General features: G+C 70.3%; 12 protein-coding genes. 4 read left to right on the forward strand and 8 right to left on the reverse strand.

The window, feature by feature from the left end:
* Positions 1-330 precede the first annotated feature (330 nt).
* Entirely contained in the window at positions 331-996 is a 666-nt protein-coding gene (locus tag Ahu01nite_RS42850) for a hypothetical protein (protein WP_203842518.1), read from the forward strand.
* Here Ahu01nite_RS42850 and Ahu01nite_RS42855 read toward each other — a convergent pair.
* Genes Ahu01nite_RS42855 through Ahu01nite_RS42870 form a run of 4 tightly spaced genes read right to left on the reverse strand, consistent with a single transcriptional unit; the run spans position 993 to position 5,138 of the window.
* Positions 993-2,069: an SIS domain-containing protein gene (locus Ahu01nite_RS42855; RefSeq protein WP_203842519.1), complete on the reverse strand. Its 1,077-nt coding sequence runs from the start codon at positions 2,067-2,069 to the stop codon at positions 993-995. The genes Ahu01nite_RS42850 and Ahu01nite_RS42855 overlap by 4 nt on opposite strands.
* Positions 2,066-2,917, reverse strand: coding sequence for a carbohydrate ABC transporter permease (locus tag Ahu01nite_RS42860; RefSeq protein ID WP_203842520.1), 852 nt, complete (start codon positions 2,915-2,917; stop codon positions 2,066-2,068). The genes Ahu01nite_RS42855 and Ahu01nite_RS42860 overlap by 4 nt, the downstream gene beginning before the upstream one ends.
* On the reverse strand, positions 2,917-3,813 hold the full coding sequence (locus tag Ahu01nite_RS42865) for a carbohydrate ABC transporter permease (RefSeq protein ID WP_203842521.1): 897 nt from the start codon (positions 3,811-3,813) through the stop codon (positions 2,917-2,919). Before Ahu01nite_RS42865 ends, Ahu01nite_RS42860 begins: the two co-directional genes overlap by 1 nt.
* The gene (locus tag Ahu01nite_RS42870; RefSeq protein ID WP_203842522.1) at positions 3,810-5,138 is read right to left on the reverse strand and encodes an ABC transporter substrate-binding protein; all 1,329 of its coding nucleotides are present in this window, start codon (positions 5,136-5,138) and stop codon (positions 3,810-3,812) included. Before Ahu01nite_RS42870 ends, Ahu01nite_RS42865 begins: the two co-directional genes overlap by 4 nt.
* Positions 5,139-5,328: 190 nt before the next feature.
* On the opposite strand from Ahu01nite_RS42870, the gene Ahu01nite_RS42875 reads away from it, so the two are divergent.
* Positions 5,329-6,087 (forward strand): DeoR/GlpR family DNA-binding transcription regulator, encoded by a 759-nt coding sequence (locus Ahu01nite_RS42875; protein ID WP_203842523.1) that lies wholly within the window; start codon positions 5,329-5,331, stop codon positions 6,085-6,087.
* 56 nt (positions 6,088-6,143) lie between these two features.
* On the opposite strand, the gene Ahu01nite_RS42880 is transcribed toward Ahu01nite_RS42875, so the two are convergent.
* From Ahu01nite_RS42880 to Ahu01nite_RS42890, 3 genes are read right to left on the reverse strand one after another with little or no spacing between them, the layout of a single operon-like run.
* The gene (locus Ahu01nite_RS42880) at positions 6,144-6,980 is read right to left on the reverse strand and encodes a helix-turn-helix domain-containing protein (RefSeq protein ID WP_203842524.1); all 837 of its coding nucleotides are present in this window, start codon (positions 6,978-6,980) and stop codon (positions 6,144-6,146) included.
* A 52-nt stretch (positions 6,981-7,032) separates the two neighbouring features.
* Positions 7,033-8,088, reverse strand: a complete 1,056-nt coding sequence (locus Ahu01nite_RS42885) for a hypothetical protein (protein ID WP_203842525.1) — start codon at positions 8,086-8,088, stop codon at positions 7,033-7,035.
* On the reverse strand, positions 8,085-8,639 hold the full coding sequence (locus tag Ahu01nite_RS42890) for an RNA polymerase sigma factor (RefSeq protein WP_239159596.1): 555 nt from the start codon (positions 8,637-8,639) through the stop codon (positions 8,085-8,087). Before Ahu01nite_RS42890 ends, Ahu01nite_RS42885 begins: the two co-directional genes overlap by 4 nt.
* Before the next feature lie 88 nt (positions 8,640-8,727).
* Between Ahu01nite_RS42890 and Ahu01nite_RS51560 the strand changes: the two genes are divergently transcribed.
* Positions 8,728-10,590 (forward strand): glycoside hydrolase family 5 protein, encoded by a 1,863-nt coding sequence (locus tag Ahu01nite_RS51560; protein WP_203842527.1) that lies wholly within the window; start codon positions 8,728-8,730, stop codon positions 10,588-10,590.
* On the opposite strand, the gene Ahu01nite_RS51010 is transcribed toward Ahu01nite_RS51560, so the two are convergent.
* On the reverse strand, positions 10,579-11,814 hold the full coding sequence (locus Ahu01nite_RS51010; protein ID WP_239159597.1) for a D-alanyl-D-alanine carboxypeptidase family protein: 1,236 nt from the start codon (positions 11,812-11,814) through the stop codon (positions 10,579-10,581). The two genes, Ahu01nite_RS51560 and Ahu01nite_RS51010, sit on opposite strands and share 12 nt — an antisense overlap.
* Before the next feature lie 376 nt (positions 11,815-12,190).
* On the opposite strand from Ahu01nite_RS51010, the gene Ahu01nite_RS51015 reads away from it, so the two are divergent.
* Positions 12,191-12,796, forward strand: coding sequence for a hypothetical protein (locus Ahu01nite_RS51015; protein ID WP_239159598.1), 606 nt, complete (start codon positions 12,191-12,193; stop codon positions 12,794-12,796).
* The last annotated feature ends 510 nt before the right edge of the window (positions 12,797-13,306 follow it).

A 13,306-nucleotide genomic window follows, 5' to 3' on the forward strand; every position in this document is an offset into this window, starting at 1 on the left:
TATGTCTTGACCTTTCATAGCAGATGGCTTTCTTAAACCGACCACGCCGGTCAGGGTGGCGAGCAGGCCGGGATCCCTGCCTACGTCGAGTCCGCCACCCCATCGGAACTGGCCGATCACGCAGCCGGAAAGGCTCAGGTCGGTCTCGACGGACATGACCGATCTGACCGTCACCGGGATCCGCGGTCTCATCCTCCGGGCGGCCCGCGGTATCGCCTACCGTTTGCCCTGGTCACGGTGGCGACGACGCCACTGGGCACAAGCCCGCCGCCGCACCCTTGGACTTCCACCATGATCACGAAGGGTGGGAGCCGTACTACGCTTGCGCGCATGCGTGACCGCATCGCTGACGAATGGCTTGCTGAGATTGCCGGGTATCCGCTCGGTGGCACTCAGCGGCCGTTGCTGGCGCAGCTGGTGGAGCTCGCGGAGCACGGGGTGCTGACGTTGGGCCACGCGGACGGCGGGGTGCTGGTGGAGGTGGGCGAGGTGCCCGCCGCCGGTGAGGCTGCGACTGCTGTGCTGGGTGCGCTGCTGCCCGGCGGCCAGAACTCGTTGCTGCTCCGGCCCGGTCAGCACACCAGGACCTCCGGAGTGCTGCTGCGGGCGGCGACGCGGAGGACCTGGGAGGCGGGCCTGTGGCGTGCGGAGCGGTCGGTTCCGCGCCTGCTCGTGGTGGGCGGGGCCGCGTTCTTCGGCGTGGCGGTGCTGCCGGTCGTGCTGGCCCTGGGCGGTGCTCCCGACTGGGCGCCGCCGGTGGCGTTCTTCGTGGTGGCCGCGATGTTGCTGCTGTCGCTGCCCCTGGTCCGGGACTGGGTGGCCCCGCGGGTGCTCACCCCGGCCGGGCAGGAGAGCGTGGCTGAGCTCGTCGCCTACGTCGGGTCGCGGCGCGCGGCCCCCGACGCGCCACTGGCCGACCGGGTGGCGTTCGGTGCGCGGGACGACTGGTCGACCAGCACCGAGCTGATCGACCAGTTGTCCCTGGCGTTTCGTTAGACGGGGTGGATGCGTACTCCGGAGACGACGCGGGTGACCTGGCCCTCGGGGAACGGGTTGTCCGGGGTGAGGCCGAGGGCGAGGGAGAACTCCAGCGCCATGATCTGGCACGGCACCGCGTAGGCGAGGGCCCGCAGGGTGTCGTCGCCGTCCCAGGAGGAGGCCGCGGAGGAAGACAGGACGACCACCTCGTGCCCGCTCAGCTCGGCGATGATGTCGTCGTCGTACTGCCTCGTGTACGGGTCGCCCGAGGTGTGGACCACGATGAGCGTACGGTCGGTGAGCACCGATTTGGGGCCGTGCCGGAAGCCGAGCGGCGAGTCGAACCACGTACCCACCTGCCCGGCGGTGAGCTCGAGCATCTTCAACGCGGCCTCGCGGGCCATGCCCTGCAGCGCCCCGCTGCCCAGGTGCACAATGCGGTCGAAGCCGCGCCGGGCCAGCTCGCCCGCCCACGCGGGAGTCTCCTCCAGCGCTCGCGAAGCAGCCTCCACCAGCCCGTCCAGAACCCCCGGAGAGACCGGCGCTCCCAGCGTGAGCCGGGCCGTCAGCAGCATGCAGGTGAAGCTCGACGTCATGGCGAAGCCGGTGTCGTTCGACGCGGCCGGCATGGTCAGCACCAGCGAGCCCGCCTTCCCGGCGCGTGCGGTGGCGAGCGCGCCGTCGGCGTTGCACGTGATGATCAGGTGGTACGGGTGCTCGAGGAAGCGGTCGGCGAGGTCGGCCGCCGCGACGCTCTCCGGGCTGTCACCGGAGCGCGCGAAGGACACCAGCAGGGTGGGGGCGTCGCCGGTCAGGTAGTCGCGGGGTGCGGCGACCAGGTCCGTGGTGGCGATCGCGTCGACCCGGCGGCCGAGGGTGTGTTCCAGGTGGGTGGCCAGCACCTGGCCGATGAAGGCGGAGGTGCCCGCGCCGGTGAGGATGATCCGGGCCCGGGGGTCGCTCAGGATCGGGTCGAGGAACGCGCTCGTGGTGGGGCGCCGCTCGGTGACGTGCCGGGCGACATCCTGCCACAGGGCGGGCTGCTGCGCGATCTCCCGGGCGGTGGCGGGCTCGATGAGATTCGATGTCATTTCACACTCCCGGCCAGCAGGCCGTTGACGACGTAACGGTTGAGGGCGACCGCGATCGCGGCGGGAACGGTGATGGCGAGGACCCCGGCGGCGCTCAGGAGAGCGTAGGGAACCTCGTGCCGGCCCTGCAGCGCGGTGATGACGACGGTGAGGGGCTGCGTCGAGATGTCGCTGGACAGCACCAGCGGGAACAGGAACTGGCCCCACGCGAACAGGAACGTGATGATCGCGGTGGACACGACGCCGGGCATCGCCAGTGGCAGCACGATCCGGGTCAGCACCTGCATGCGGCTCGCCCCGTCGACGCTCGCGGCTTCCTCCAGCGCCACCGGCAGCGACACCATGTAGTTGTGCATGATCCAGGTGGCCAGCGGCAGGAACCCGGAGACATAGACCAAAATGATGCCTGTGTACGTGTTGACGAGCCCGGCGGTGCTCATCAGCCGGTAGAGCGGGATCAGGGTGGCGTAGGCAGGCAGTGCCATCGTCGCGAGCACGCCGTAGAACAGCAGGTCGCGGCCCCGGAACGTCATGCGGGCGAACGCGTACGCCGCCAGCGTCGCCACCACCACCGTGATCACCGTCGACACCGTGCACTCGACGACGATGTTGAACGTACCCTGCCGGACCTGGTCCGGAATGTCACCGGCGCCGGACAGCAGCGCCTTGTAGTTCGCCAGCGTCGGGTGCGGCGGCAGGTAGTGGGCCGGTTTGCTGCCCACCTCGGCGTCGGTCTGGAAGCTGACGTTCACCACCCAGTAGAGCGGGATCAGCGACCACAGCAGGATGAACGCCACGCCGAACCAGCGGACGGGATGCCGGCTGGTCATCAGAGCTCGGCGGGCCATCAGAACTCCACCTTCCGGTAGACCAGCCGCACCACGACCCAGGAGAGCAGCAGCGTGGCGAGCGTGATCAGCAACGACAACGCGTACCCCGCACCGAAGTCCAGGTTCTGGAAGCTGATGAAGTAGGTCTGCATCGTCAGCGACGCCCCGGTCTCGGCCGCACCGTTCAGCACGTACGGCTGGTCGAAGACGTTGAGGGTCAGGATCAGTGCCTGGACCATGGCGACCGCGATGCCCGGGCGGGCCAGCGGCAGCGTGATCCGCACGAAGCGGCTCCACGCCGAGCAGCCGTCCAGCGCGGAGGCCTCGTACAACTCGTCCGGGATGTTCTGCAGTGCGGCCAGCACCAGCAGTGCCGACAGCGGCGTGATCTGCCAGACCTGCACGATCTCGATGAGCAGGATGGTCAGCCACCGGTTGCTGCCGAGGAAGACCTGATACTGGTCGACCAGGTGGAACGACGTCAGGGCACTGTTGAACAGGCCCACGTTGGCGTCCCAGATGCCGCTCCAGACGATGCCCTCGACGACGCCCGGCAGTGCCCACGGCAGGATCAGCACGGCGATCACGATGGACCGTCCGCGGAACCGCTGCTGCAGCGCGAGCGCCATGCCGATGCCGAGCACGGTTGTCAGGGCCATGCCGATCACGGTGTACGCGATGGTGTTGCCCAGGCTGCCGAGCACCGCCGAGTTGTGGGCCAGCGACCGGAAGTTGTCGAACCCGTTGAACCGGGTCGGAGGATCGAGGGGCTGCACCCGGAAGAACGCCTGGACCAGCGAGTACACCGCCGGCACAACGGCCAGCCCGACAATCACGAGCGCGAGCGGGGCAACCAGGAGGTACGGCAGCAGGTCGGGCCGGCGGCGACGAGCGGCCACGGCGCCTGCGGTCATGAACCGCTCGCCGAGAGCTGGTCGGCAGTGTCGCCGATCTTCTTCAGGGCCTGCTCGACGGTAACCGAGCCGGTCGCCGCCGAGTGCAGGTTGGTGTAGACGGCCTGCGAGAACTGCGGGTACCAGGAGGGCGCTCCACCGGGGAAGATCGGCTGCGACGAGGTCTGCAGCATGGTGGCCAGGTCCTTGCCGCCGATCAGGCTGCCCTTGTCGGCGAGCTTCTGGACGGCGGAGACGTGCGACGGCAGCGCGTACCCGGGCATCGCCTTGTCCGGTCCGCTGAGCCCGGCGAAGTCGGCCTGGTTGTCGGCGTCGGTGAACCACTTGATGAACAGGGCCGCGGCCTGCGCGTACTTGGCCGTGCGCGGCACGCCGATACCGTCCGGGTTGGAGTTGTTCTTTCCCGGGCCGGTCACGCCGGGTGTCGGCAGGTAGGCGACCTGATTGACCACGGTGGACGACTTCGGCACGTTGTAGAGGCTGCCGACCATGCCCGAATAGTCGCTGAACACGCTGGCGACCTGCCCCTTGGCCATCAGCGTCTGCTGACCCTGGGTGTCGGTCACGTTGATGTTGCCCGGCGGCACCAGGCCCTGCTTCATCGCGTCGACCATCCACGCGGCGGCCTTGTAACCGGGCGAGGCGGGGTCGGTGAACGCCGGCTTGTACTTGTCGTCCAGCACGGTGCCCCCGAAGGCGGCGGTCGTCTGGTACCAGTACGTCGACAGGCCCTCCGCCGCGGCGAACGGGATGTTCAGCGGGTACTGCACGGTCCCCTTGCTCTTCAGCGTCTTCAGGGCCGCCGTGTACTCGTCCAGCGTCTTCGGCAACGCCACCCCGGCCTCCGTGAACATCTTCTTGTTCACGGTGGTCACGCTGAAAGACGCGTCATAGGGTACGCCGACCACGTGCCCGCCCGCCGTGAACGACGTCAGCTGCGGCATGTCCGCCTCGAGGGACTTGGTGTCCATCAGCTCGTCCATCGGGTAGAACGCGTTGAGCTTCGACAGCTGGCCGACCCGGGACCAGTCGACGTCGGTCGCGTCCGCGAAGTACGTCTTGGCGGTCACCGCCGCGGTGATCTTCGTCTGCAGGCTGTCCCAGTCGACGTTCGTCCACTTGACCGTGATCCCGGTCTGTTTCGTGAACGCGTCGAGCGCGGCCTGCGGCGGCGGATCGGTGGCGAGCACGACCGAGATGGTCACGCCGGTGGTCGGGCCCGCGGTGGGCGTCTTGCTGTCCGAGCCGTTCCCGCCGCACGCGGCCAGGAGGCCGACAACGCCAAGGGCGGCGGCCGGGATTGTCATCAACCGGGGCAGAGCCATGCGGCGACCTACTTTCGCTTGTGCGTGTTCGCTCACTTTTCACGCACGCTGGTTGCTCGTCCGACACACCCTGCGGCTGCCCAAAGACTCATGTCAAGCCCGTTTTTCAACGACTTTGCGCAAGCAATCATCCTGCCCCCAAAAAAATGCGCGTTTGCGCAAACGCGTCGCGTGTTCGTAAAGTCTGCGCATGCAACGTGCGCAGCGGCTCAACGCCATCGTGGCCCGCGTCGTCGACTCCGGCGAGGTCGAGGTCGCCACCCTCGCCGAGGAGTTCGACGTCTCCCTGGCCACGATCCGCCGCGACATCGACTCCCTGCAACGCAAACGCCTCGTCACGCGCACCCACGGCGGCGTCCGCCCCCACGACTCGTTCTACGACCTGCCGCTGAGCCTCAAATCAGCCCAGGACCTGGCCGAGAAACGCCGCATCGCCCAGCGCGCCCTCGAATTCGTCGACGGCGCCCGCGTCATCGGCATGACCGGCGGCACCACGGTCACGGAGTTCGCCCGCGGGCTGCTCGACCGCCAGGGCCTCACCATCGTCACCAACGCCCTCAACGTCGCCACCGACCTGCTCGCCAACCCCGGCCTGCGCGTCTTCGCCGCCGGCGGGGAGGTCCGCCCCAGCAGCCAGGAGGTCATCGGCCCCAGCGCCGAAACCTTCCTCGCCGAATACAACCTCGACGTCGCCATCGTCGGCGTCGACGGCGTCGACGCCCAAGCCGGCTGCACCAACTACGACCCCGCCGGCTCCCGCGTCAACCGGGTCCTCGTCCAACGAGCCAAACGGGTCATCGTCCTCGCCGACGCCTCCAAGATCGGCCACGTTGCCCTCGCCCCGGTCTGCACCCTCGCCCAGGTCGACATCCTGCTCACCGACACCCGCCTCCCCACCTCCGACGCCGACGCCCTGGCGGCAGCCGGCTGCAAGGTCCTGCGCGCCTGAGACTCCACTGTGAAGAGCCCCGCGCTCCGCGCGGCACCCACCCGCATCCCGCCGGATCAGGCCCGGCGGGTTGCCATGGCGGAGCCGAGGAGGGCGAGTTTGTCGGCGGCGTCCGTGCCTGCGTCGGGGTGGTAGACGACCAGCATCATGCCGTCCGTACCGGCGATGTGGAGCTTTTCGCGGTTGAGGATGAGCTCGCCGACCTCGGGGTGGTGGAACGGAACGGCGACCGCACCGCCGCGGGGGCGGACGTCGTGGCGGGCCCAGAGTTGCCGGAAGAGCGGGCTGGCCAGGGAGAGCTCGCCGACGAGCTCGATGAAGCGGGGGTCGTCGGTGTCCGTGCCGACCGCCTCGCGGAAGCTGGCGACCAGTCCGGTGGTGACCGTTTCCCAGTGGGGGAAGAAGAGATCCTGCTCGCCGGGGTCCAGGAAGACGTCCCGCAGCCGGTTGGCGCCGACGACCAGGCGCGGGGAGAGGGCCGCGGCCATCGGGTTGGTGGCGAGGATGTCGAGGTAGCGGCCTTCGACGAACGCGGGCATCGGGAGCATCGCCACCAGTTTGGCCGTGCTGGGCGGGACGGTCTCCTTGCGGGGACGGCGGGGGCGGTGGCGGGGTTTGTCACCGGCGAGGCTCAGCAGGTAGACGCGCATGGGATCGTCGAGGCGCAGGACGCGGGCCAGGGATTCGAGGACCTGCACCGACGGGTTGCGGTCACGGCCACGCTCCAGGCGCAGGTAGTAGTCGGCGCTGATGCCGGCCAGCATCGCCACCTCCTCGCGGCGCAGACCGCGCACCCGGCGCACCCCGAGCACGGGAATGCCCGCGTCATCGGGGGTGACGAGCTCCCGACGGGCCCGCAGGAAATCGCCCAGCAGGTTCGGTGCGTCGCTCATGCCTCCACGGTAAGCCGTGCCAGGGCGCCGTGAGGGGGCCCTGGCACACCCCCTACTCGCAGCCGAGGCCGCTCTCGTAGCCCTCAGGCATCTTGCCGGCGGCCATCTGGTCGGCGTACTCCCAGAAGACCTCGGGCCAGTCGCCCTTGGCGTTCATGTCGTTGAGGACCTTCCAGTGGTGGCTGCCGCTCATCGCGGCGGCGGCCCGCTGCTGCGAGACCTGGTCACCGACCTTCTTCGCACGGATCCATTCGTGGATCCAGCCGCAGCCGACCCTGCCGGTCACCCGGCCGCCGAACTGGTAGGCGTCGTTGGTGCCGAGGGCGCTGAGGTCGGTCATGCTGAAACCGGGCGGGACCGGTACGCCGGTGAGGACCTCGGCCAGCCGCGCGTCCACCCGGTCCGGGGTGACGATCTCCGGGGGCATCGCGGCCAGCCAGGTCTGCACGTCGACCTGTTTCACGTCCGCGATGACCTGCTCGAACTGCGCCCGCGTCCACCCGGATGAGGTGCGCATCTCGACGTAGGTCGTGCCGCGGGGATGCAGCATGACCGCGAAGTCGTCCTTGCTGTACGTGAAGATGTCGGCCTTCGTGCCCGCCACCTCGACCTCGACCGGTTCGCTGACATCGAGCCGGTCCTGGTAGAAGTCGGGGTACAGCTCGGCCGGCGACCAGTCCATCCCGAGCTCGTGCTCACCGTTGGTGAACGTGATGCTGCCCGAGTCGTCGGCGAAGCCGTTGACGTTCGTCACCGTCCAGCCGGGTTCGCCGATCAGCAGGCGGGGGTTCCGCTCGGCCGCCTTGAGCACCATCGCTGAGAAGTCCGCCGCACTGGTGGCCGACGAGGCCGAGGGGGCGGCGTACTCGCGGACCGGGTCGTTGCGGTTCAGCAGGGCCCCGCCGACGGCGACCGCCAGGACGGCCGCGGCGACTCCGACGGCGGCCAGGCCACTGCCCATACCGCGGCGGGCCCAGAAGGGGTGACGAACGGGCTGGGACACGATTTCCTCCAGGAGACTCCGGTCGGCCCCACCGAGACCCGCGGCCGTCCCTGATCGGTACGGGTCGGCGCCGGCGATCATCCGGTCGAGCTGCTCGTCGGTCATCTGTCCTCCTCGGTGGTGTGCAGGGCCATGACGTCGAGTACATGTCCGGGTGGTCCCAGGTCGTCACCGACGAGGTCGCGCATTCTGCTGCGGGCCCGCGACAGCCTCGTCCGCACAGCAGCCGCACTCACGCCGAGCACAGCGGCCGCCTCGCGCGGTTCGAGGCCCTCCCAGAACGTGAGCATCAGAACCTCGCGGTCCAGGTCGCCGAGCCGGGCCAGCGCGGCGCGGACCGCGAGCCGTTCGGGCACCTCGCTGCCCGGGTCACCGCCGGTGGCGACCCGCAGGCGCAGCCGCAGCCGCTCCCCCAGCCGGCCACGGCGCTGACCGGCCCGGTAGTGGTTGGCGAGCACCCGCCGCGCGACGCCGTACAGCCATAACCGGGCCTCGTCGTCGGGTGGCATCTCCGGGGCCCGCCGCCAGGCGACGAGGAACGTCTCGGCGACCACGTCGGCGGCGTCATCGGGCTGCTCCACCCGGCGCAGGGCGTACGCCAGCATCGACTCGAAGTTGGCGGCGTAGACGCGGCGGAAGTGGTCCTCGTAGCTCACGTCTACGTCATGTCCGGCAAGCGCCGCATCGTGACAGGTTACTTCCCTGCCCTGATAATGGATCAACGTCGATGAAAGCGCGGGTCTCATGGCACGACTGATCGTCTGGATCCTGCTCGCCGCCACCCTCGTGGTGCCCAGCCCCGCCAGAGCGGCGGCGGTGGAAGCGTGGACATCACCGTTGAGCACCCGCGGGCGGTACATCGTGGACGCCACCGGCGCCCGGTTCAAGCTGAAGTCCGGTAACTGGCACGGCGCGAGCGGCACGTGGAACGGTGACGGCGACCAGAACGACGACGCCAGCCATCACGCCGGGGAGAACGCCGGGCGCGTACCCATGGGGCTCGACCGGGCGCCACTCACCCGGATCGTGGCGAGCTTCGCGGAGCTGGGGCTCAACAGCGTGCGGCTGCCGTTCTCGAACGAGATGGTCCACGACACGCAGCCCGTGGCCGACATCGCCGTCGCCGCCAATCCGCAGCTGCGCGGCCTGACCCCGCTGCAGGTGTACGACGCCGTGGTCACCGCGCTGACCGGCGCCGGGCTCGCCGTCATCCTCAACAACCACACCAACACCACCCGCTGGTGCTGCGGCGTGGACGGCAACGAACGGTGGAACGCGAGCCAGAGCGCCGCCGCGTGGGAGCAGGACTGGGTCCTCATGGCCGGCCGCTACCGCAGCAACCCCAGGGTCGTAGGAGCCGATCTCTACAACGAGGTACGCCGGAACGTGCTCGACGACCCGAACTGGGGCCTCGGCGACGACCACGACTGGTTCGCCGCCGCCCAGCGCACCGGCGAGCGGATCCTCGGCGAGGCCAACCCCGCCCTGCTCATCATCGTCGAGGGCATCAACTGGACCGGCATCCCCGTGGACGGGTTCGCCCATGAACGGCCGACGCTGGCACCCGCACGCCAGCTGTCCCACACCCTGACCACCTCCGGCAAACTGGTCTACTCCGCGCACTTCTACGACTACACCGGCCCGAACCACAGCGGCGCGACCGGCACCGGCGAGACAACCGACCCCCGCTACCGCGACCTGAGCCGCGCCGACCTGTTCACCACGCTCTACCAGCAGGCGTTCTACGTCGCCGCCGAGTCGGGCCAGCACTTCACCGCCCCGGTCTGGATCAGCGAGTTCGGCATCGACGGCAACCCCGGCACCGGAGCGAGCCAGCGCGCGTGGTTCGGCAACTTCGTCGACTACCTCATCCAGACCGACGCCGACTTCGCGTACTGGCCCGTCGTCGGCTGGCAGGAGACCCGCGCCGCGAACGGATGGGCGCTGCTGTTCTGGGACGAGGCCGGCAACCGAGCCTCGGTGAACGACGCGGGCGACTGGCGTACGGCTGACTGGCAGCGCCTGATCGCCGCCCCGGGGAAGACCGGCCAGGTCGATCCGGTCGCCCGCTGGTCCATGCTCAGCCCCGACCACGGCGACTACGTCCAGTCCCTGCGCATGCGGGCGGCGGGTGACTGGGACGACGGCGCGCGCAAGGCCGCCTGCCCCGACGATCAAAGGCTCATAGGCCTGAGTCGTACGGGGAACCGCGCGCTGTGCACCGACGTGTCAGCCACAGCCCTCGGCACCGGCGCGTACCAGGTCGTCACCGACGAGCGTTACGCCACCTCGGGCGACTGGGCGTCCGGCTACACGAAGTTCCAGTGCCCGGCCGGATCGTTCCTGACCGGGTACGCCGTGCGCGGCGCGGCGGTGTCGAGCGCCCTGTGCACGACGTCGTCACGAACCCTCGGCACCGCCGGCCGCACGGTCTGGTTCGACCGCGGCGACAACCGCCCGGCGGGCTCCCCCGGCGGCGACTTCGCCGCAGGCAACTACAAAGGCCAATGCACCAACGACGAGTACGCCGCCGGCATCGCCTTCACCCGCCGCGCCTTCTCGTCGGGCAACCCCGCCGCGCTCTACTGCCGTTCGCTAGTGGGTTAGGCGCCACCACAGGGACGGGTCGGGCGTGGCGGTGTCGGCGCGCAGCTCTACGCGTACGGGAGAATCGGCGGGACCGGCCTCGACCGTGCCCACCACCGCCCCGGTCTCCACCTCGGGGCCCGGGGCCTTCGTCGTGTGCCGGACCTCCACGGCCAGGCCCGGCCACCCGACGACCTTGACCGGCTCGGCGGGACGGACCGCGCTGGTCGCACCCCAGGCCGTCCGGACCTCACCGAGCGGATCGGCGGCGAGCAGCGTGTACTCCTTGACCACCGCCGCGACCTTGGCGAGCAGCTTGCGGACCACCTTGTTGACCTGCGCGAGCTGCTCCGGCGTGTTCGCACCGGGCTGATTGAACACGGCCCCGATGACGGTGAGCTTCTTGCCCGCGACGGTGAGATGCGAGGAGAAAACGAGGTTGCCGCCTGCCTCGTCGGTCGACCCGGTCTTGATCCCGAAGACCCCGTTGCTGCCGAGCAGGTCGTTGTAGTTCCGGATCTTCCCCACGACCGGGATCGTGGCACTCGGCAGCGCGACGATCTCCGCGAAGACCTCCGACTTCAACGCGGCCTGCGCGAGGATCACCTGATCGGCGGCGGTGCTCGTCGTGCTGGGCAGGAACCCGCTCGGATCGGTGTAATCGGTGTCGTCCATACCGAGCTCGTCCGCCGCCGCGTTCATCTTCGTCAGGAACGCAGCCTCGCTACCGGCATCCCACACCCCGAGCATGTGCGCCACATTGTTCGCGGACGGCAACATCAACGCCTCGAGCGCATCCCGCTCCGTCATCACCTCACCGGCAGTAACCTTCACCAGCGACTGTCCCATGGGGATCCGCGCGTTGTAATCAGCCACATCCGCCGCGGTCACGGTGATCCCGGGCCCTTGGTCGTCCCCCTCCAGCGGATGCTCCTGCAAAATCACATACGCCGTCATCACCTTGGCCACACTGCCGATCGCCGCCGGCGCCGTATCCCCCGACCGCCCGAGCCGCCCCAGCCCCTCAATCATGATCTCCGCCGACCCGGCCGACGGCCAGGGCATGTCGACCGCCTTCCCCGGGATCTTCAAGGTGTCCGCCAGGGCCGCGGTCAGGGTCGCCGCGGGAAGATCCTTGCTGAGCTGGAAGCCCGCTCCCCCACCCAGCAACCCCAGCACCAGCACCGCCACGGCAAGCAGAACGACCAGCTTGCGACGACTCTTCTTCCCGGCTGTGGTGGTCACCGTGCCGCTCGGCGTGGTGCCGACCGGGGCGCCCGATGCCGGACGATTCGGAGTGGCAACCGGCGTCCCATAGGCCGTGCCCACCGGCCGGCCCGCCGACGACCCCGGCCGCGCCCCAGGCGCCTGAGTGACAGGCACTCCAGGCTGCGGCCCGGACGGCAGGGTGGCCGGCGCACTTGCCGAGGCCACCGGACGCGCACCGAACGGCTGAGCAGCGGGGATTCCCGCCTGCTGACCCGGCGACGCCCCGGGCCGCACACCGAACGGCGCGGTAGCCGGCGCACTCGCCGAGGCCACCGGCCGCGCACCGAACGAAGCGCCAGGCGAGGTACCGGGCGAGGTCCCGGGCTGGCTGCCGAATGGCGGGGTACCCGACGTGCTGGTCGAGGTCGCCGGGCGCGCACCGAACGAAGCGCCAGGCGAGGTCCCCGGCGGAGTGCCGGGCGAGGTCCCCGGCTGGCTGCCGAATGGCGGGGTGCCCGGCGTGCTGGTCGAGGTCACCGGGCGCGCACCGAACGGTGTCCTGCTCGGAGTCACAGTAGCTGCGGCTTGCGGACCGGCCGGCTCACCGGTCTGCCCACTCGGCGGCGGGCTGGCCGGAACGCCGGGACGCGCACCGGCCGGCGAGCCGAACACCGTCCCGGCCGGCCCACCGAACGGCGGGCTGACCGAGGCGTTACCGGTGGGAACCGACGCGGACCCCGAGGCGGCCCGCCCCTGGGCCCCCGCCGGCGAACCGGAGACAGAGCTGTTCGGCCCCACCGACGCCGACCCCGCGGAGGAACCCACCGCCGAACGGTCCGGAGCAACCGGAGCAGACCCCGGCCCGGAACGGCCCGGAGCAACCGAGGCAGACCCCGACGCGGAACGGCGCTGCGCATCCGAGGCAGACCCCGATGCGGAACGGCCCGGCGCGGCTGATGGCGCTGCTGCCGACCCTGCCGGACCGACCGAAGCGGATCCGGAAGCAGACCGAGCCTGACCAACCGGTCCGGATCCGGCCGGGCCCGCCGACGACGAACGAGCCGCTGCCTGCGATCCCGCCCCTGCCGGACCGACCGGCGCGGTGCCGCCAGAATTGCCTGCTGCCGAGCCAGGAGATCCCGCCGTCCCGGAACCAACCGTCCCGGAACCAGCCGTCCCGGAACCCCCGGAATCGACCGATGCCGAGCCGGCTGGCTGACTCACCCGGGTCGGCGGATCGGACTTCCCCGCGGCGACCGACGCCGAGCCGGACGAGCCGGACGAGCCGGCCACCGGATGACCCGCGGTCACGTCAGAGCCGCCGGGGCTGCTCGCGGATCCGGGGCTGGTGGGTTCGGCGCCTCGTGCGGGAGCCGTGCCTTGTCCGGGGCCCGGCGCGGGGGTCGGGCCGGATGCGGGTTCGGGTGCCGGCTTGGACTTCGGGCCGGGGGTGAAGGCGGACCAGGGTGCCGGTTCCGGCGCGGGCGGGGTGACCGCTGCGGGGCGGGAAGCCACGGCTGGCGTGACC

Source organism: Winogradskya humida, from assembly GCF_016862215.1.
Lineage (GTDB): Bacteria > Actinomycetota > Actinomycetes > Mycobacteriales > Micromonosporaceae > Actinoplanes > Actinoplanes humidus.

What these genes read in the sequence shown, in the direction of transcription:
- Ahu01nite_RS42870 (WP_203842522.1), bottom strand. Translation starts at nt 5,138, where the DNA reads ATGGCTCTGCCCCGGTTGATGACAATCCCGGCCGCCGCCCTTGGCGTT.
- Ahu01nite_RS42875 (WP_203842523.1), top strand. Translation starts at nt 5,329, where the DNA reads ATGCAACGTGCGCAGCGGCTCAACGCCATCGTGGCCCGCGTCGTCGAC.
- Ahu01nite_RS42855 (WP_203842519.1), bottom strand. Translation starts at nt 2,069, where the DNA reads ATGACATCGAATCTCATCGAGCCCGCCACCGCCCGGGAGATCGCGCAG.
- Ahu01nite_RS42850 (WP_203842518.1), top strand. Translation starts at nt 331, where the DNA reads ATGCGTGACCGCATCGCTGACGAATGGCTTGCTGAGATTGCCGGGTAT.
- Ahu01nite_RS51560 (WP_203842527.1), top strand. Translation starts at nt 8,728, where the DNA reads ATGGCACGACTGATCGTCTGGATCCTGCTCGCCGCCACCCTCGTGGTG.
- Ahu01nite_RS42860 (WP_203842520.1), bottom strand. Translation starts at nt 2,917, where the DNA reads ATGGCCCGCCGAGCTCTGATGACCAGCCGGCATCCCGTCCGCTGGTTC.
- Ahu01nite_RS42885 (WP_203842525.1), bottom strand. Translation starts at nt 8,088, where the DNA reads ATGACCGACGAGCAGCTCGACCGGATGATCGCCGGCGCCGACCCGTAC.
- Ahu01nite_RS42880 (WP_203842524.1), bottom strand. Translation starts at nt 6,980, where the DNA reads ATGAGCGACGCACCGAACCTGCTGGGCGATTTCCTGCGGGCCCGTCGG.
- Ahu01nite_RS42865 (WP_203842521.1), bottom strand. Translation starts at nt 3,813, where the DNA reads ATGACCGCAGGCGCCGTGGCCGCTCGTCGCCGCCGGCCCGACCTGCTG.